Origin of the sequence: Nocardiopsis sp. NPDC050513 (assembly GCF_044457925.1) — a bacterium.
Classification (GTDB): Bacteria; Actinomycetota; Actinomycetes; order Streptosporangiales; family Streptosporangiaceae; genus Nocardiopsis.
On record NZ_JBITHK010000011.1, the window covers coordinates 183264 to 201612 of the forward strand.

16 protein-coding genes are annotated in these 18349 nt (G+C 67.8%); 6 read left to right on the forward strand and 10 right to left on the reverse strand.

Annotated features, from left to right (window positions below; all coding sequences use genetic code 11):
• Nucleotides 1-998 precede the first annotated feature (998 nt).
• Entirely contained in the window at nucleotides 999-1514 is a 516-nt protein-coding gene (locus ACIBFB_RS20285) for an ATP-binding protein (RefSeq protein WP_397232310.1), read from the reverse strand.
• A gap of 288 nt (nucleotides 1515-1802) precedes the next feature.
• Between ACIBFB_RS20285 and ACIBFB_RS20290 the strand changes: the two genes are divergently transcribed.
• Nucleotides 1803-3125, forward strand: a complete 1323-nt coding sequence (locus tag ACIBFB_RS20290; protein ID WP_397232312.1) for a hypothetical protein — start codon at nucleotides 1803-1805, stop codon at nucleotides 3123-3125.
• Here the strand turns inward: ACIBFB_RS20290 and ACIBFB_RS20295 are convergent.
• The 7 genes from ACIBFB_RS20295 to ACIBFB_RS20325 form a co-directional block, all read right to left on the reverse strand.
• Nucleotides 3119-4006: a phosphotransferase enzyme family protein gene (locus ACIBFB_RS20295; RefSeq protein WP_397232314.1), complete on the reverse strand. Its 888-nt coding sequence runs from the start codon at nucleotides 4004-4006 to the stop codon at nucleotides 3119-3121. The genes ACIBFB_RS20290 and ACIBFB_RS20295 overlap by 7 nt on opposite strands.
• Before the next feature lie 77 nt (nucleotides 4007-4083).
• Nucleotides 4084-4758 (reverse strand): HIT family protein, encoded by a 675-nt coding sequence (locus ACIBFB_RS20300; RefSeq protein ID WP_397232316.1) that lies wholly within the window; start codon nucleotides 4756-4758, stop codon nucleotides 4084-4086.
• 16 nt (nucleotides 4759-4774) lie between these two features.
• Entirely contained in the window at nucleotides 4775-5713 is a 939-nt protein-coding gene (locus ACIBFB_RS20305) for a DUF2797 domain-containing protein (RefSeq protein ID WP_397232318.1), read from the reverse strand.
• Nucleotides 5710-6732: a hypothetical protein gene (locus tag ACIBFB_RS20310; RefSeq protein WP_397232320.1), complete on the reverse strand. Its 1023-nt coding sequence runs from the start codon at nucleotides 6730-6732 to the stop codon at nucleotides 5710-5712. The genes ACIBFB_RS20305 and ACIBFB_RS20310 overlap by 4 nt, the downstream gene beginning before the upstream one ends.
• Nucleotides 6729-7388: a thymidylate kinase gene (locus ACIBFB_RS20315; protein ID WP_397232322.1), complete on the reverse strand. Its 660-nt coding sequence runs from the start codon at nucleotides 7386-7388 to the stop codon at nucleotides 6729-6731. The genes ACIBFB_RS20310 and ACIBFB_RS20315 overlap by 4 nt, the downstream gene beginning before the upstream one ends.
• The gene (locus tag ACIBFB_RS20320; protein ID WP_397232324.1) at nucleotides 7381-8268 is read right to left on the reverse strand and encodes a hypothetical protein; all 888 of its coding nucleotides are present in this window, start codon (nucleotides 8266-8268) and stop codon (nucleotides 7381-7383) included. The genes ACIBFB_RS20315 and ACIBFB_RS20320 overlap by 8 nt, the downstream gene beginning before the upstream one ends.
• 5 nt (nucleotides 8269-8273) lie before the next feature.
• Nucleotides 8274-8966 carry a pyruvate phosphate dikinase gene (locus tag ACIBFB_RS20325; RefSeq protein WP_397232326.1) on the reverse strand — a complete coding sequence of 231 codons (693 nt, stop codon included), beginning with the start codon at nucleotides 8964-8966 and terminating at the stop codon, nucleotides 8274-8276.
• Nucleotides 8967-9363: 397 nt separating this feature from the next.
• On the opposite strand from ACIBFB_RS20325, the gene ACIBFB_RS20330 reads away from it, so the two are divergent.
• From ACIBFB_RS20330 to ACIBFB_RS20350, 5 genes are all read left to right on the forward strand, one after another.
• A complete protein-coding gene (locus ACIBFB_RS20330) occupies nucleotides 9364-9696 on the forward strand; it encodes a DUF6507 family protein (RefSeq protein WP_397232328.1) in 333 nt (110 codons plus the stop codon).
• Between the two features lie 63 nt (nucleotides 9697-9759).
• A complete protein-coding gene (locus ACIBFB_RS20335; RefSeq protein ID WP_397232330.1) occupies nucleotides 9760-12408 on the forward strand; it encodes a hypothetical protein in 2649 nt (882 codons plus the stop codon).
• Nucleotides 12409-12411: 3 nt separating this feature from the next.
• On the forward strand, nucleotides 12412-12978 hold the full coding sequence (locus tag ACIBFB_RS20340) for a hypothetical protein (RefSeq protein ID WP_397232332.1): 567 nt from the start codon (nucleotides 12412-12414) through the stop codon (nucleotides 12976-12978).
• Complete coding sequence (locus ACIBFB_RS20345) at nucleotides 12979-13932, forward strand: hypothetical protein (RefSeq protein WP_397232334.1); 954 nt, start codon at nucleotides 12979-12981, stop codon at nucleotides 13930-13932.
• Between the two features lie 339 nt (nucleotides 13933-14271).
• Entirely contained in the window at nucleotides 14272-14565 is a 294-nt protein-coding gene (locus tag ACIBFB_RS20350) for a hypothetical protein (protein WP_397232336.1), read from the forward strand.
• A gap of 908 nt (nucleotides 14566-15473) precedes the next feature.
• On the opposite strand, the gene ACIBFB_RS20355 is transcribed toward ACIBFB_RS20350, so the two are convergent.
• Together ACIBFB_RS20355 and ACIBFB_RS20360 are read right to left on the reverse strand one after the other, a co-directional pair.
• Nucleotides 15474-16217, reverse strand: a complete 744-nt coding sequence (locus ACIBFB_RS20355) for a hypothetical protein (protein WP_397232337.1) — start codon at nucleotides 16215-16217, stop codon at nucleotides 15474-15476.
• 469 nt (nucleotides 16218-16686) lie between these two features.
• The coding region (locus tag ACIBFB_RS20360) for a M60 family metallopeptidase (protein ID WP_397232339.1) at nucleotides 16687-18349 on the reverse strand (1663 nt) is incomplete at its 5' end.

Below are 18349 nucleotides of genomic sequence, written 5' to 3' on the forward strand. Positions count from 1 at the left end.
CCGGGCCGCCCCCCCCCCCCCCCCCCCCCCCCCCCCCCCGCCCCCCCCCCCCCCCCCCCCCCCCCCCCCCCCCCCCCCCCCACCCCGAGGCGCACACCCTCACCGATCAGTTCGTGACGGCCTGCCATCGGCGCACCAGGCAGGCCAGCTCAACGAACTCCCCCTCCTCGCCGCCCTCAGCAACCGGAGAAGGCACGGACACGGGCGCTGGCTCGTGAACGGTGGCCAGGAGGTCAGCGTGAACGGCGTGGTTCGCCCCTACAGGAGCTCCAGTGTGCGCATGGAGGAAGCGTTCCTCCGCGCGGGCGAGGTAGGGACGCACCCCGCGCACCCCGTCATCGTCCACACACCACCCACGCCGACCGGTATACGGGTTCCTCTGGCGCGGCTCCACAGCAAAATCTCCGCCGACGCCGCTCCCTGTGTGATCGCGCGAAGCCACCCTCGGGTTCCCACCCACCGGCGGCTTCGAGATGGCTTCCTGGTCCGGCAGAGCACTCCGAACCGGACGCGGTCGCCGGACTTGGGGCTCTGGCGTTGACGGAACGGTTCGGCTGACAGGTCCACAGAACACCACGGCCAGCACCCCTCCGAGCATCCAGCGCACGTGTTCGCCCCATCCCTGGCGGCGTTTGCGGTGTCGCCCGATAGACTTCCCCACGATTTCCTCCTGCGGTATCAGGTGGGAATCACGCCCCAGGTGGGTGTTTGCCGCACCGGCCTGGGGCACCCCTTCTTCTCTTTTTCACCAGCCCCGAGAAGAGACTGGCCATTGCCCTTGCGGGATCGAGGTGAGTGTCGATGGCCCCGAAGTCGTACGCCCTCAGAACTGCGCTTCCCATCCACAAACCCACACATATGGACACAATTCACCCGTCAATGCGGGGAATGGCCATCCACCCTGGTCAGGGCTGGTTGATGGTCGCTTGGGCGGGCGGGAATCTTCAACCCTCGCCACAAAGAACAGGGTTGTTTCTACCCCAACGGCTATTCGCCGATCATCTGGTATGAGTGCGCCCGGACCGGTCGAAGGCCGCGCTGACGGTCAGCTCCCCGCCGGATCCCCTGGAGAAGTCCCAGCACAGGGCCATCGCTTCGACCACGGCCAGGCCGTAACCGCACTCGGCCAGCTGGGGGCTCGCTCCCTTTGTCGGGGCATAGAAGTTCGGCGCAGGAACGGTTGGTGCGACTCCTGGCCGCGGCCCATCGTCGGTCACGTGCAGGAGGAAGAGGAGGCGGCACCGTTCGATCTCGATCCGTACCTGCCCGCCCGGCAGCCCCGAAGCGCTGTGTCGCAGGGCGTTCGCGTGAAGCTCGGCCAGGGAGGCGACCAGAGGGTATGCGGCGGACGGCGTGGTCCGGGTGACCTGTGCCGCCCAGCGGCGAGCGGGGGACAGATGAGCGGTGTCGGAGCCGCACAGAAGTCCTGATTTGTTCGGGTCGTCGTAGCTGATACGTCGGGGCAACAAGACCCCTTTGCCCGGAACCGGAGGAATACGAGAAGGTGGCGACATCAGTTCTCCGCCGAGAAAATGCAGGCCAGAGCAGGTGAGACATGCGGTGTCGTGGTCATGTACTCACTGTCCGGAGAAACGCCTGACATCTCCATGACGGAGCGGGCATGGTGGTCATGACAAGCCGGTCATGGTTTGTCGTGCGGTGGCGCCCGTAGGCTTCGGTGTCACCCACCCGCCCCGAAGAGCCGAGCGGAAGGCGTACCCGTGTTCTGCGGAAACTGCGGTCGAAACCGAGAGACCGCCGACTGCTCGTGCGTTCCGGCCCGGTTGTGGCGCATTCCCGAAGTGCAGCGAGCCGTGGCCGGAGAGGACGCCAACGCGCTGATCCGACTGCTGCTGAGGCACACCCTGCTGTCCCAGGACGCCATCGCGCGGATGGGTGACCTGTCGCAGGCCATGGTCTCCCGCGTCCTGAAGGGGACCCGGGAACTCCGCAGGCCCGACACGATCCGCCGTGCTTTCCAGGGCATCACTGAGGGATACGACATCCCCGCGCCCGACCTGATGTGTGTTCCTGCCGATCTCGCTCTGGACTTGAACGACTCCGGTGACGAGGCAGCGGCCGTTCTGGAGCGTCTGACGCGCGCGGATACCCAGGGCGCACCCGGTCTGGAGAACGACGCCGAGGCCTCGGCGGTCAGTTCCGCCGTGCTCGCCTGGCTCGTACAGGACGCGTCCTCACCCGCTGGGGAACCTGTGCCGGATGAGGGGCCCGTGGCCGCGATCCGTGCCGCCACCGCGGCGTTCGCTTCCCTGGACAACAGGTTCGGTGGGGACAACGCCCGCACCACCGCCGTGCACTACCTGAACGGCACCGTCGTCCCTCTCCTCCGGCAGACCCATGCGGAAGCGCTTCGACGGCCGTTGTTCGCGGTCGCGGCGGAGTTCGTGCTCTCCGTCGCCTGGATGTCCTATGACGCCCAGCGCAACGGCGCGGCTCGACGGTACTTCGTCCAGGCCCTCGACCTCGCCGCCCACGCCGAGGATCGGCTCCTGGGCGCGAGTGTGCTGTCAGCGATGAGTCACCAGGCCAACTACCTGGGCGCGCACCGCGAGGCCCGGGACCTGGCGCGGGCCGCCCTGACCGGAGCCGGGGACCGTGCGACGGCGACCATGCGCGCGCAGTTCCTGATGATGGAGGCGCGCGCCCACGCGGCCCGCCGGGACAAGACCGACTGTTTTCGCGCGATGAGCGAGGCGGAGCGGGACTTCGGTCGGCGTCGGCCTGGCCTGGATCCGGAGTGGATCGGCTACTTCGACCACTCCGAGTACTCCGACGAGGTCGCGCACTGCCACCGGGATCTGGGACACGCGCATGTGGCCCGCCGCCTGGCCGAACAGAGCCTCGCCGCGTCGACGGGGGACGACTACGCGCGCAGCCGGGTTTTCACGCGCATGGTCCTGGCCGCGGCCGTGCTCGGGCAGGGCGAGGTGGAGGAGGCGGTGCACCTGGGCACCCGGGTGATTCCGCAGGTTCGGGCGACCTCCTCCGCGCGGTGCGTCGGCTATCTGGACGACTTCGCGAAGAGGGTTCTGCCCTACCGTGACCAGCCCGAGGCGGCGCGGTTCCTCCGCCAGGCTGGTGCCATGGTGGGAGCGGGTCAGTAGGGGTGCCAGGTCCGGGGGTGTTCGGGGTGGGTCAGGTCGGTGATGCGCTGGGCGATTTCGGTGTTGATCTCGGGGCTTTCTCCGCCCTTCTGGGCGAGCCAGGTGGTCATGCGTAGTTCCCGGATCGCCTTGTAGAGGGGATAACCGTCCCAGGTGGTGACGTCGAACCCGTAGGCGTCGCAGAAGTCGGCGTACTCGGCCTCGGTGTGCCAGCCCAGGTCCCGGTACAGGGCGGTCAGGACCAGGTCCCATTCGGGTGGCCCCCAGCAGATGCCGTCCAGGTCGAAGAGCACTACTCCGTGGTCGGTGGCGAGGACGTTGCCGATGTTGGCGTCCCCGTGGATGACGTGGCGGCCGAGCACAGGTGTGACGGTGGGAAGGCGTGTGGCCAGGTCGTGGTGGACCGCGTGGAGTTGGTCGCGCTGGGCTGTGGTGAGCCGGGGCGCGGCGTCGATGCGTTCGGTGACGCGGTCGAAGGGGTCCAGCTCAGGTAGGTGGAGGGCGCGGGGTGGGGTGAGGTGGTGCAGGGTCCGCAGCAGGGCCGCGAGTTCCTTGGGTACGGTCCACTCCCCGTCCACCGCCTGCCAGAAGGTGACGGCGGTGTCCTCGACCAGGAGGGGTTGGTCTCCGGGTAGGGGTGCGCCCACTGGCAGACCCTGGTCGGCGAGCCAGCGGGCGGCGCGGACCTCCCGGTCGGCTTCCTGCCACCGGGCGGCGGAGCGCTCGACCCGACCGATGACCGTGCCGCCGCCGAGGCGGAAGACGGCGCGTTCCCCGGCCCGGATCAGTTCGGGTGCCCCGGGTGAGGCGATACCCAGGGTGTGCGCGGCGGTGTGGACGGCGCGGGTCGCGCGCTTGGCGAACTCCTCGGTGTGGACCACGCGCCCCAGACTACGCCGACGCCCCGCGCTCGCTCCGCGGCCCGGTACGGCGGGTACCGCATGTGGGTGGGTGTGGGTCATCCGGTGGTGAGCAGGGTGCTCATTCGGTGGACGCGGTCGGTCTGGGGAAAGGTGAGCCAGTCCCATTCGCCTTCCTCTGCGCCGATCCATGAGGCGAGGCAGCGGCGGAAGAACTGGGAGGGTGCCCCAGTGGCGGTGCCGATCCAGTCCTGGCCGGGGGCGCCGAGGGCGAGGTAGGAGCGGTGTTGGTCGTTCACCAGGTGGCGGGCGGCGTCGATCCAGTCGGTGCACGGGCGCATGGTGATGGGTGCGGGGATCTGGTCGAGGAAGGCGTGGTGGTCGCGGTCGGTGGCCACGACGTGGATGTGGGTGTGGTCGTAGCAGGCGCCGCCCTTGTCGCGGAAGTCAAAGCTGCCGTGTTCGAAGACGAGGCTGTCGAGGCCGCTGCGCCTGCGGATGAGGTCGGTGACCTGGGGGATGAGGGTGCGTAGGTCGGCGCGTTCGGCGTCGTCGAGCCAGCCCACGGACAGGGTGTGGCGTTTGGAGACGATGAGCAGGTACCAGTCGGTCAGGGCCCCGATGCACGGCATGACGACGAAGTGCTCGGTTTCATGGAGCACGTAGTCGCCGCGAGTGCGGGCCAGGCCGAGGTCGTAGAAGAGGTTGGAGTCGCCGCCGCCTTCGACTTCACAGCAGAAGGTGCAGATCTCGCGCAGGGTGTCGTCGTCCACGGGTGCCTTTCCGGGATTAGAAGAGGGTGGGGGCGCTGGTGGGTGTGTCTTCGGGGGTGGCGGGGGTGAGGCGGCGGCCGATGAGCTTGGTCAGGTCGGCGCAGTAGCGGGCCGCGTCGGTGTGCGGCTCGGGGTCGGTGGTGAACAGGGCGACGGGGCCGCTGGCACCGGTGATGTGGAGGTGGTGGGTGCCCTGGGTGAGGTCGGCGGGGTAGGCCAGGACGGGTGCGGCCTCGAAGACGGTGGTGGCGCACGCGGGTCGCACCCAGAGTTCGGGGGCGCTGAAGACCTCGATGCCGGGCTGATCGGTAGTGAGCTTGTCCAGGTAGGAGACGACCTGGGTGGCGAGATCGGTGAGCCGCGTGGTGAGGGTCGCGGTGTCCACGATCTCGTGGAGGTCGAGGATCTTGCGGCGGGTGGACACCTGCTGGGGCAGGCCGAAGTGTTGGGAGACGGCGGACTCCAGGGCGCGGATCGTCATGCCGTCGTGGGTGCGGGCGACGTAGACGGCGGCGACGGGTCCCTGCTCGGCCAGGCGGCTGCGGCGGCGTGACTCGGCGGCGGTGCCGACCTTGGTCATGCCCTTGGCGAAGACGTCCAGGTAGAGCCAGTGCGGTTGCTGGAGGTAGTCCCGGATGTTCTCGGGCAGGGCGGTGGAGTCACGGTGGGCTTGGTGGGCGGCGATGAACCCCTCCTTGTACTGGCAGCGGCGACATTGCCTCCCCCGGGTGACGGTCTCGTCGGTGCGGCAGCGCACGTGCCCGCCCTCGGTGCCGGTGAGGTCGAACCAGCCGACGCAGCGGCGCTGGTCGCCGTCGATGCGGAAAGTGTGCTCGCCCAGGAGGGGGTGGAGGAGGCTGCCGTTCGGGTTGGTGGGATCGGTGGTGCGCAGGCGCGGAGTATCGGGGGTGCTCCAGTCCAGCCCAAGGAAGGTGACGGGTGCGATGAGGTTCATGTCAGGCTCCGGTGCAGGATGGCTTCGATGTCGCGTAGGCAGCGGCGCCGCCGGGTGGCGACGGGGGCGCTGCGTTCGGCGTACAGGCCGTGTTCGTAGGTGCCGTTCAGGTTGTCGGTGACGATGTGCAGGTAGTCGAAGGACACGCCGGCGGTGGTGGCGGCGCGGGCCATGTGACCGATCTCGGGATCGACGATGTCGAAGTCGTCGCGGTGGGCCCGGAACCAGGCGCGGGTCTCGTCCATGACGCTGGGGACGGTGACGTGCCGTGTCCCGGTTCGGAGGGTCGGTGGGGCGTGGGTGAGGTCCAGTGAGCTGTCCCAGGTGAGGGTGTGGTTCTCGATGCGGGTGGTGGTGCCGGTGACGATGAGGGTGTTGGGCACCATGTCCGGTTGGAGCCCGCCGAGCTTGCCGACGTAGACGACGTTCGTGGTGTGACCGCGTGCGACGAGCGCGGTAACGAGGTCTCCGGCGAGGTCGCCCCAGAAGCTGAACTCACAGCCCAGGAGGAGGACGGTGGCTGAGCCGATGCGGGCGGTGCGCCAGCCGAACCCGGGCCGGTAGGTCCAGCCGGTGGTGTGGTCGTGGAAGAGGGGTTCGACGTAGCCGAGGACGGCCAGGTCGTGTGCGGGCAGGTCGTCGGGAAACCAGTGGTCGACGAACTCCAGTCCCTGGCCGGGGGCCGGTGGTTCGGTGGTGATGTCGGCGCCCAGGCCGATGAACGCGCAGGCGGAACGGAGAAGCTGGGTGTAGTGGTGCGTGTAGTCCCGCCCGGGAGGGACCACGCAGTGCAGCACCCGGTCGGCGACGGTGAAGTAGGGGCGCCTCCAGTTGAACCTCTTTCCCCGGCGTTTCTCCCCGCCCAGGAGGAAAGACAGGGACCGGTTGGGGTAGACCCAGGCGCGGCCCGCGGAGGTGGTGAGGAGGTCGACGGGGACCTTGGGGAGTACGTAGTCAGCCAGCCGCTCCCCCATCGTGTGATCCTCGCTGGTGACGGCCGCGGGCGCAGTGACACTCACGGGGCGGTCTCCTCACGGAGGAGGGACAGCAGGCCTTCGAGGGGTGCACCGGGATTCAGGGTGTGAACCCGAGCGGGGTGTCGCCGCAGGAGTTCGTCCAGAGCGTGGCTGGTGCGGGCCTGGTAGGTGGTGAAGTCCGGCTCGGATGTCACGGCCTGGCCGGTGACGAAGGCCCCGTGTTCGGAGGGCTTGGAGCTGTCCGACCTGCGGGTGGCGGCGAGGTCGGGAGGTGTGGACAGTCTGGCCACCTGGTCCGGTTGGGGCAGGGTGGAGAACACCCGGGCGGCCAAGGCCACCAGGTCCTCATCTCCGGAGAGCGCCATCCGAGCCTGGTGTTTGAAGTACCAGCCGTCGACGACCACCGGGCGTCCCTCCGTGAGAGCGGGTGCCACGTGGACGTGGTGGAACAGCTCGTACCAGGCGGCCAGCGTGTGCAGCCAGTACCGAGAGGGGTAGTTCCACACCGGTTCGGCGTGGTCATATCCCCAGGTGAGGCTGTGCATCACGGCAAGCCGTTCGTCGGCCCAGCGATCGCCGCTCGTGGGGCGGTCGTCTTTGGGGAGGAGGACGGCCTCGGAGGTGGTGTCGGCCAGGCGGGACAGCAGGTGGCTCTTGCCCGCGCCGTCGATTCCCTCGATCACCCAGAACTCACCCATGAGCGTTCCGCACGGTGATTCCGGCTTCGCGGAGATTGATGGCCAGGTGGGAGAGCACTCCTGAGCGGAGAAAGACCTCACGGGTTCCCGCTTCACGCAGGCGGTGGATGAACGTGGTGAGCGTGGCGTGGTCCTCACGGGCGATGGACACGTCCAGCAGCTTTGGGCCGGTGGGGATGGGTTCGTTGGTGGAGGACACGACGGTTGTCTCGACGATCGATGGGTGGTCGCCTCCGTGCCATGTGTCGGCGTCGGGAACCGTTCCGCGAAGGTTCTGCGGGGAGAGTCCGAAGCGGGCGGAGTAGTGGAGCTTAAGCCCAAAGGGATGTCCCAGATCCGAACGGACGGCGGCCAGAGCGCGGTGGTGGTGCCTGATCCATTCCGTCACGGTGGCGATCTGCCAGTCGTCGACACGCGCGGGGCGCTCGTACAGGCCGTGCTGAGGATCATGAAACCGTGCGCGTTGGGGCCCACCATCGGTGGCCGTGAGGTCGACGCGGTCACCGCGGATCTGCAGAACGAGCGGGGCCAGACGGTTGTCCAGCTCCCAGATCCCAGGGACGACCTCGGCCACGTGCAGGTCCTCGTAGGCGGCCAACTCCACGGAGAACAGCACCTGCTCATAGGGCTGGACCAGTGCGGACAGCGTCGACGGAAGAACGTTGATCCACTCTGCTGCGGCCTCGGCCGCCACGCCGACTCGGCGGGGGAGATTACGTTCCTCGGAGTCGGCTCCCGTGCGTACGACGAGGTGCGTGTCCCCGCCGAAGAGCTGCTGGAGCTGCCGACTGGTCACCGAGGTCGGATACCGAAAGACCTCCACCGGCATGCGGAGCAGACCGTGGTTCTCCAGGACGGTGAGGGCTTCCGCCTTGCTCATGCCGTTCATGAGGCCCACTCCACAGGCTCGCCCGTGATGGGGCGGATCTGGAGCACGATGATCGTCGCACCGGTCCACGCCCACTCGACATCGACGTCGAACCCCAAGTGCTCGGCCAGCAGCAAGCACACCCGGCGGAGGCGGCGGATGAGCATCAGGCTGGGGACAGCTCGCCCGGTCGTGTCGACGGCGAGCCGTTCACCTTCCGCACTGGCGCGGATCTGCGGTACCTCGCCGACGGTCACCCCGTCCGGCCGTCGGGCCGCCTCGATCAGCACACGACGGCCGCGAAAGAACGCCACCCCGTACAGAGGAGCATCGACCTGCTCCTGGACCAGCACGCAGGCCCCGGTGGCCCCGTTGATGTTCCGCTCGGTGAGGAACTCCTGGTCGATCGCCCGCACCAGCGCCGAGGCGTCCGGTGGGCAGTTGAGCACGGAGACCGTCCGTCCGGCTTGGGCGCTGTCCGGCAGGTCCTCTCGGGCGCTGGTGCGGAGTACCACCCGTCGAGGCCGGTACAGCCGCAGCCATGTAGCCGTCGCGCTGACGGCTTCGGCGGTCCCGCGGGCCAGGTCCTCGACCCGCAGGCACAGCGCGGGAGGTACGGGAAGCCCCAGGCCCACAACCTCACTCAGCCTCGCAGCCTTGAATCCCCAGCGTTCCGGGTCCAGCTCCTGTGTCAGCAGGTCAGCCACCATCGCGGCACCTGCCCGCAGGTAGTCCCGTCAGGGCGCGGGAGCCCTCTTCGAATCCATCCATGCGCCCACTGTGGCGAGGTTGTGGCTGCAAGCCCATGACCAAATGGTCATAGGTCTGATGACCGCGTGGTCATGCGTCCCGAGCCCACCACGAGAGCAGGTGACGGGAGGCGATCCCGACACACATCACAGCGTCCACCGCACCAGGCACGAGACACACCCCGCCCGTGACCGGATTCGGCCATCACGCATACCCGGAAGGCGGCACTGACCTTGGCTGATCCCTGCAGACCGAATCGAGCCGCACGGCTAACCACGGCCTTTTGTCCGTATTTCCTGCCATACTCGAGAACCGTCCGTGCCCGATAAGTCACGATCCCCGCATGAAGGAGGCGCCGTGTCCGGATGGAACATCCAGGTCCCCGAGGTCAGCGGCGTGCTGAACCAGGTCTACAGCCACATCGGTGACGAGGACGCCACCACTGGCCTGACCGGGAACATGACGGACCTGGGAGAGCGCCTGGAAGAGGTGTCCACGCACGCCGCCAGCGCCCCCATCGGGGTCGCGCTGGCCGAGTTCGCCGAGCACTACTTCGGCGTCATGGGCGACGCGGTCGGGCTCGGAGCCAGCGCCGTGGGCGGCGCGGGCGAGGCCACCCTCTACTACGTGGAGGGCAACTACGCGATGGCCGCCGAGTCCCAGGCCAACGCCGGGCAGATCCCCGACTGACCCCGCACCCTTCCTCCCCTCACCCGGCCTCTCCGTCCCCCCGTCACCCCCTGGTCTGGAGTCATGCTCTCCTCCTCCTTCACCTACCTGGACGTGGGTGTCTACGACCCCTGCGTGGCCAACGGCCCGATCCTTCCCTCGGCCGTGCCCATCCCCAGGGTCGACCCCGACGAGTTGGAGGCCGCCGCCGGGCGTCTGCGCACCGTGGGCGAGGCCATCGCCCAGTCCGGTGTCGACATCACCTCGACCTGGGCCGGGTTGGAGGGCATCTACACCGCTCCGGAGTCGGGTGAGCTGTTGTCGGTGATCGATCCGGTGGGATCGGACACCTCAGCGACGCAGGAGGCCGTGGCCGGGGCGGCCGACGCCCTGACCACGTTCGCGGAGGAAGCCCGGCCGTTGAAGGAGGAGCTGATCCGTCTACAGGGGCGGGCCGCAGAGCTGTGGGAGGAGGTCGACGGCGACGAGGAGTGGTTCGATGACGAGGATCTGCGCGAGCGCAACAACTACCTGAACAACCGCATCGCCGAGGCCGTGTTCGAGTTCCAGACGGCCGAGCGCACGTGCGCGAACGCCATCGGGGAAAGCTACGGCGGCACCTTCTTCCGCGGGGTCAGTGACCTGTCCGCCGCCGATCCCGGGCAGACATCCGACGGCAGGGACGGGGCCTACTACGGCACACTCACCCAACAGGTCGACGTTGAGAACGACTGGGGCGCGCCGGCCCAGGCGAGCACGCACTGGTACCAGGACGTGTGGGCCGGCGTCGCGGACGCCGCGGTCGGGGTGGTGACCGGGACGGCGACCGCCCTGGGCCTGCGAGACGCCGACGGCGAGGCCGTCTACCCACTATCCCCAGAGAACTTCGCCAACATCGGTGCGGAGCTGGAGAACTCGCTCGTCGGGTTGGGGAACCTGTCCGGGTTCTTCGTCGACGGCCAGTTCCGCGCACCGGACTCGGCCGATGACTGGTACGCCACCGCCCGGGGACCCTGGATCGACGCGTTCGAGGCCGTGGTTCCCATCAGCGAGTGGGAGGACCGACCCGGATACGTCATCTCCACCGGAGCGGTCAACGTCGGCTCCGCGGCCTTCGGGCTCGGCGCGATCAAGGTCGGCAACGATCTTCTCGGAGGGGCGTCCCACCACGGTAGTGGGGACGTCGACGTGGACGCGGGGTCGAACAACCCGGCCTCGACGGACAACGGCCCGACGGCGGGGCCGTTCGAGATCTCCCACGGACCGGACGGCCCCTCGACCCCTGCGGGTGGCGACCTGTCGCCGTCACTGGAGAGTGGGGACGCGCAGGAGCTGGGCCGAACGGACACGGTCCTGACAGAACTCAACGACACAGCCGAAGGCTTCAGCACACCGGGCTCCCCCACGAGCAGTGGCGACGCATCCGTACCTGACGCCACGGCCGGGCCGGAGGACCACACCTCTCTCACAGATCCGGACCCCACCGCACAGGATCTCAGCGACGGAACACCGGGCAACGCTGACGGTGACACCGGCAACTCCTGGACTGCCGGACCCGTTCAGGACACGGACTCTCCTACAGGTTCGCCGGGCGAGACGGATGATTCGTCCACCACTTCCGGAACGGATGTCACAGACGACTCCAGCAATGGAGGTAGTGAGACCGGTCGCCGTGACCCTGACAACGATTCCCTTGACCGGGAGGACCAGTCCGGGCCCCGCCCGGAACGGGAGGGTCAGGGTGAGTCGCCAGACGATGTGCGAGAGCATCGAGAAGCCCCTGCCGAGGGGGTCAGCGATAGCGATGGCGATCAACTTCCCAGGGACCGCACCAGCACAGGAGCTGACTCCAGTCACAGCGATGATGGCGGCCTAAGACAAGACGACGGGAACGACCCGGACGAACAGGCTTCCTCCCTTCCTCCTGACCCAGAGCTGGAAAAGAAGCTTGACAAGGCGGATCAGCTTGAACAACGCCTACGCCAGGCAGGGTTGACGGACGAGGACATCGCACAGCTCCGAGGGGACCACCCGCGTGATGGGGATCAGTGGCAGCGGGCGGCGAGCGCCATCAACCAAGGGTTCAGTAAGAAGCTGGACGACCAGCTACACCCAGCGGCCACGCGTTTCGCACTCGAAGATGCTGCTGATCCGCGTGAGTTCGCCTACCGGTACGAGTACTACAAGGCTACATTCGACGAGCTCGCGAGAAGTCTTCGTGAGGAAGGCCTCGGTAGGCAGCAGGCAGCACAGGAAGCCGCAGAACGAATGCCGGTTATGGACGTTGCCACCCGCCTCGACGAGGACCACGCCGTTGTCAACGACATGCGAGGCGGCGAGCCAGCCCGAGTGGATACGGACTTGTCCTCCGTCGACCTGGAAGAGGCGGTTCGCGCGCAGGCAGGGAACATCGAAATGGGGCACGAGACAGCCACCGCCTACCATGCGAGAAAGCACTACAATGAGATACTAGACGATGAACGAAGCGGGAACATCGTCAACGACTACCTAGACAGCGCGGAGCTCACGATCAGGGACGGAGAGGTTATAGAACTATCGCGCCTCGACAATGGAGCAGAGAGACTGACGATCATGCGACCTGTGCTTGACGACAACGGGAGTCACATCAGCAACAAACGTGGCGAACTAGCCTACATGAGGGCAATTGTCATTATTCGACAGGACGGGAGTCTTGTCATGCCAACTTATGGCAGGACTTATGTTGGAGAATAGGAAATGCCCAACACTGAAGAGAATCCCCGATACAGGATGCAACTCATCCTAGAAAAGCTACAGAAAGAGGGGGGTGGGCGCGACCGAGTCGGGTCAGCTCTGCAGGAACTCATTCCACTGCATCTTGACCTCGCACACGTTCCGGTAGCCGCAGATGAACTCGGTGAATTCAAATCCAACTTCTCCGCACTTCTGGCCAGCGGTCAAAACTTCACAGGCCTGCGAGCCTACGTGGACCTATGTGCGACTTTCGCCGAGCGAGGCCGCCTCGATGGATTTGAAAATTCTTGCTGGATGCGCTCAGTGATACAGGTCCTTGATGACGAATTCATGGACTGGTCCGAAGCTGATTCACCAAGATACAAGAGCCTCTTCGTTGAGGATGTCGAGTATATCGATGAGACACTCGAGGAAGTCTCCGACGAAGCTCCTCCTGTGCGAAAGCAAGACATCCCGGACTGGGTTCCCGAAAGCCACTGGTGGTGGCGTGCGCCCAAGCAGCAGGATATGAGCGAGGCTGAGCGGAAGGCACGCCTTGAGTACGATCATCTCGACGGGGTGTATGACTGAGTGAGACGTGAACCCTCACCCGAGGAGACCGCCGCCGCGCGGCTACTGGCCGATCCGGGGCTCGTGCGGCGAAGCCTGGCAGCCGAAGTTGAGGCGGTGCACGCCCTGCGTCAGGGCGGTGTCTCGTTAGATCCACAGGCTGCTCCCGAAGCGCTTGCCTCCCAGATCCGGGCGGTGGCCGACAGAATCGGGTTCGAATCGCCGGTGGAAGCGGCCACCCTGTCGAAACGACGTCTTGTTGAGCTACCCCTGCTGGAGCGCGGCCAGGGAACCAGGATCGAGGCTTACCACAGTGCTGCCTCCAGGACACTCCGCGAAGGCGCCCTGGTCTCCGACAGTGTCGGGGCGGACGGCACCCGGATCGTGGAACTCCAACGCCGTGCCCCTGAGACCGGCCTGGTCTGGATCACCTTGTCAGCCCGCGTGCGGCTGCGAGCGGACGGAACGACCTGGCTCGACGACTTCGGATGGCCCGGTGAACCGACACGACCGGTGCACATGTTCACTGGTGCCACTGAGGCCTTTCTCGCCCAGGCCCAGGCGGACCTACGGGAGGAGAACACTCCCATGGATCGGGTCCTCCTCCTGCTTCTGGGCGCCACACTGAGCGAAGCCAACGCGTCCGACACCGATACGCAGCGACTCGAGATCGCCGAAGCGATCGCTGTCCGCCGAGGAGAGCTGAACGTCTACATTCGCCAAGCTGAGGACTACGCCCTCGCATCTGGGGACCGGGGATGGTACGCCGCCTGCCTCTACCGTTCTGGCTTGGAGAACCTGTTCGAGAAATTTCTCGGAAGTGCCGCGTTCTCCCTCATCGACATGGAGGAGATCGAGGACATCGACGACGAGCTGCGTGAGAGGCTCCCCGGTTCCACCGGTGCGGACCGAGCGGCAATCCCAGTCGGAACACCGATCCAACACTGGTGGTGGGAAGCCTCATTCAACGGGTAGAAGCCCGAATCCTCTGGCCTGCTGGTTGGACTCCCCAACCTGTTGCCTACCCTGGACCCCATGGGTTCGTCTTCCGGGAGCTCCCAAACCAGAGGACCTTCCATCCGATGGGATGACAACCCCGGGAACGGGGAAACCCCAGGCCAACGCGGGTGGGCATCCCGCGCGGCCCAGGGCCGGTGGAGTCTTCTCGCTCCTGGTGTGCTCTTCGGCGTGCCCGTCACCGTCTCCCACGCCAGTTGGACGACCTGGACGCGGATGTCCATCTGCCCGTCCGTCAGCCGGGTGTTGGACCACGGCAGGCCGACTGCTTCCCCTCGCCGGAGGCCTTTGGCGGCGATGAGGTGGAACATCGCGTGCAACCACCGGTACTTGCGCGCGTGCGTCAGGAAGGTACGGGTCTGCTCCGGGGTCCACACCATCACCTCCCCCGGCACCGTCCCATCCGCCTGCCACCGGCGCACCCGGTCGGGGGTCCACACCATCGGCTTGGTCCTCGGACACGACGGCAACCGCACGTGCGAGGCGATGTTCACCCCCACCGGCAGGTCCCGACGGCACACCGCCTCGGACAGCGCGCTGCGCCACGTAGCGCGGATCCGGTGCTTGGTCGGCAGGGAGATCACCCGCTGACCACGTACCGACGCCCGCACCTTCGCATCGTCCGATGCGCGGCACTCCAGGATCCGCTGGTTGTTCTCCTCGATGGCCGCGAACATCGCTTCGGCGTGGCGTGCCTGAAGCGTGTCCAACCGCAACCGACCCAGATGCGGGATGAGGTACTTGCGGATGTGCCCGGCGCAGCAGGCCCGAGTGCCCGGGGCCAGGCCGGGCTTGCCCCCCAACCGCTCCTTGAGCCGCTCCCCCGCTGTGGGTACTCCGGCGCGCACATCCACCCCCGCGCTGATGCGCTTGTGCGCCTCCTCCCCATCCGGCAGGGGTTCGCGGGCGGCGAGTGCGTCCTGGATCAGGTCCGCGACCTGCACCTGGACCTCGCCGTCACCATCGGCGAGGCCCAGAAGCGCTGCGACGTGTCCCAACTCCGTGCCCGCCTCGTCCGGAGATTCCCATCCCATCCGACGCGCCTGGCGGCGCTTGCCCTCCACGATGCGGGGCAGCTCGTACTGGAACGCCCAGTGCCCGTGGAAGGGTCTGAACGACCCGTCCCTGCGCTGGAGCTCCTGGTCCAGGACCTGGACTTCGGGCTCCCCACAGAGGTGGTTCACGGCGACCCGTGCACGGGCAACCTCATCCCGGCCCCGACGGCCCGGTGGTCTGCGCCTTCGACTGCCTCAGCCACGGCCCCCGCGAAGGGGACCTGATCCCCGCCGCCGTCGGCAAGGTCCGCATGGGGCGCCCCACCGACCACCACAGCCCGCTCGCCGCCGGATCCGGCTCCGACGTCCCCACCAGGCCAGGTTTCCCCGTACGACGCCGACTCCTCGAACCCAGGCTCGTCACCGACGCCCTACCGGCCCTGAACACCAACCCCGGCCCGCGCGACCAGTGCCCCCACCGATCGAAACGGCGGATCGTGACGGCTACCAGTCGTCGAGTGAGCCGACGAGCATCCACCCAGCGATCCCCGCGAAGAAGAGCGCGGCCAGGACCTCCATGGCGAGCCCGGGCCCGATGGTCAGGCCGTAGGCCAGGGCATCCGTCGCTATGCCCACCGGCAGGAAGCCCATGAACATCCAGGTGACGGTGCGGAAGAAGAGCATGAAGAACCCGTCCCACCAACCGCACAGCAGGCCCCACAGCACAACTCCGAGGCCGAGAAAGGCCAGGTACAACCAGGTCTTGAGCGTCGCTCCGGAATCCGGCAGGAACCACTCCGCCTCGCCCGTCACCTCCACGCCGACGACCTCCCCGCGCCAGAGCCGCAGTGTCGCCGACCGCCCCTCCTCGGCCTCGGAGTAGAAACCCGACGACACGTCGCGGGCCTGCCGGGAACCGTCGGCCCGCTGCCAGGTGACCTCGTAGTGGGTGGTCGTGCTCGTGCTCGTGTGCATGTGGCCGTCGGCGTCCGTGTACGTCGTCGTCGAGGTGGTGGTGTAGGTACGCCGACCGACGATGGAGCCCGCCTCGCTGTCGAGGCAGTCGTCGGCACCCCTCGCGCACACCGCGGCCTCGCGGAACTCCCGGGTCTGCCGGTACGGCTCGGCGGCGCCGACCAACGCCGCCACGAGCACGCCCAGACCGAGCGCGACCACCGTCCACCGCCCGAGGAACGGCTTGGACGACGGTACGCGGCGCGGGTGCGGACGGAACCGGAAAAGCCTCATGACCCCATCCCTACGACCACCCGAGCGGGGGCGGCGAATCGCTGTCCCCTTGATGCCCGCTCGCGGTGCGCGAAACCCCTCCCACGGTCCAGGAACCCGACCCCGGAGAACACAGGACACACCAGCGGTGCCGGACACGTACACCGGGGCGGGTGCCCGGGGTCATGCGCCGTCCCCGCACGTGCCTCCGTTACCCGATGCCGACCATGGTCGCGGGAGTTCTCATGTCGCCTGTTCGGTGGGATTCGGAATCCCGGGGTGCCGGTCTCGGCCCCGATGCGCCCGGGAGGCCCCGTCCCGGATCCGGGACGGGGCCTCTCATGTCCGGACACCGTGTCGGCGCAGGACAGGCACCCCCGTCCTCACACAGCAGGAAGGGCCCTCCCGCGCCCGGCCCCCGTCCGTGCCTGCCGCGGCAGCGCACTCACGCCGCTGCGTGCGGCAGTACGCGCCCCGAAGCGGACGGCCGTCACGTGTAGGGTTCGAGCTTCGTCATGTCGGTGGCGGGCGTGCCGAGGCCCAGGCTGCGCACGGCGGCCCAGATGTCCTCCTCGCTCTCCTTGAGCAGGCCCCAGTCGGCGAAGAAGTCGGTGAGGTCGAGCCGCGCGGTGACGGAGGCCGACCTGACGAAGCACTTCTTGCGCTCATGGTCGCTTGCCGTGCCGCAGTGCTCGGCTCGGACGTGCCTGTGCCACTCGCGGAGGAAGTCCTCACCGAGCCCCAGCCTCAGTTGCTCGAAGATCGCCATGGTGTCGACCTGGTCCGACCGGAAGCTCTTCTGCGAGCGGGGGCGGCTCAGGTAGGCCTGGGTCGCGGTCCACCGCTGCGGGAAGACGTCCGTGTACTCGTTCCTGTGCTTTCGGCCGACGGCGAGGGAGTACAGGTTGACCGACACTTCGATGAGCCCCTCGGGCCCCCCGTAGGTGGTGTCCTGCTGGAAGTGGTGGCCGTACTCGTGGAGCATGACCCACGAGTTCAGAGCCTCCTCGGTCAGCAGCGCCCTCATGGAGTACCCGTCCGCGGGCCCGTGGGGCAGCCCGATGTATCCGGTCGTCGCGTGCGGGTTGTAGCTGCTGCGCGATTCCACCGCGTAGATGCGCAGCCGGGGGCGGGCGTGGAGGGCGGAGGAGCCGTCGAGACCGCTGATGTCCTCCTGGACGGACAGCAGTTCGTCGTGTGCGGCGACCGTCCTGCCCGGGTCGGTGTCCTTGACGGCGCGTGCTGTGGACAGGAGGGCGGCGATGACGACGGAGTCGCTGACCATCTCGACTTCGGGGGCCCTCGACGATCCGAGCATGGTGTGCCACTGAGCAGCCGATGTCCTCCCCTTCACGAAGTAGGGGACGGGTTGCGCGTTGCCGCTCACGGTCATCCACACCGCGTCCCCGTCGCCGGACTCCGTGGTGTGGCGGATGTGGACGACGCCGCCGTACGGGTCCGTGATCTTGTTGTCGCCGGGCTTGAGCGGCGTCGCGCGCATGCTGGGGCTCTGCCGGGCCGGGTCGTCCCTGTCCGCGAGTCCCTGGGTGCCGATCAGGGCCTCCAACCGCGACGCGCCGCCGTAGACGGTGATGGTGATCCCCTGACCGGCCGGTGCGTAGTAGCCGGTCGGCTGGTAGTCGGCGTAGTAGAGGCGCTGCTGGAGCCGCGTGCGCTCCGCGGCGGCCGTGGGAGAGGGGCCGATCTCCAGGATTCGGGGCTGCGGGAAGTCGACGGTCGCCTCGACCTCGTCGAAGGTCCGGCCGTTGCCGTGGACGCGCAGGCGCAGGGTGTCCTCGTTCCACATGTAACTGGGCGGCACGTTCGGGTTGAGGAACGAGCCGTCCTGGCGGAAGTCCCCGATACTCGCCCACCTCCCGTCCGGCCACTGCGCCTGAAGGCGCGCGCCCTCCGGCCCCCCGCGCGCGCTCACCCTCAGCCTCCCCTCGGAGTCCCGGACCGCCGACACCTCGCCCAGCGGGGGGCGCACCCTGATCTCCTGGTGGGGTGGGAAGGAGAGCCCGTCCCTGTGGACCCGCAGGCGCAGGGTGTCCTCCTTCCACATGTAACTGGGCGGCACGTTCGGGTTGAGGAACGAGCCGTCCTGGCGGAAGTCCCCGATACTCGCCCACCTCCCGTCCGGCCACTGCGCT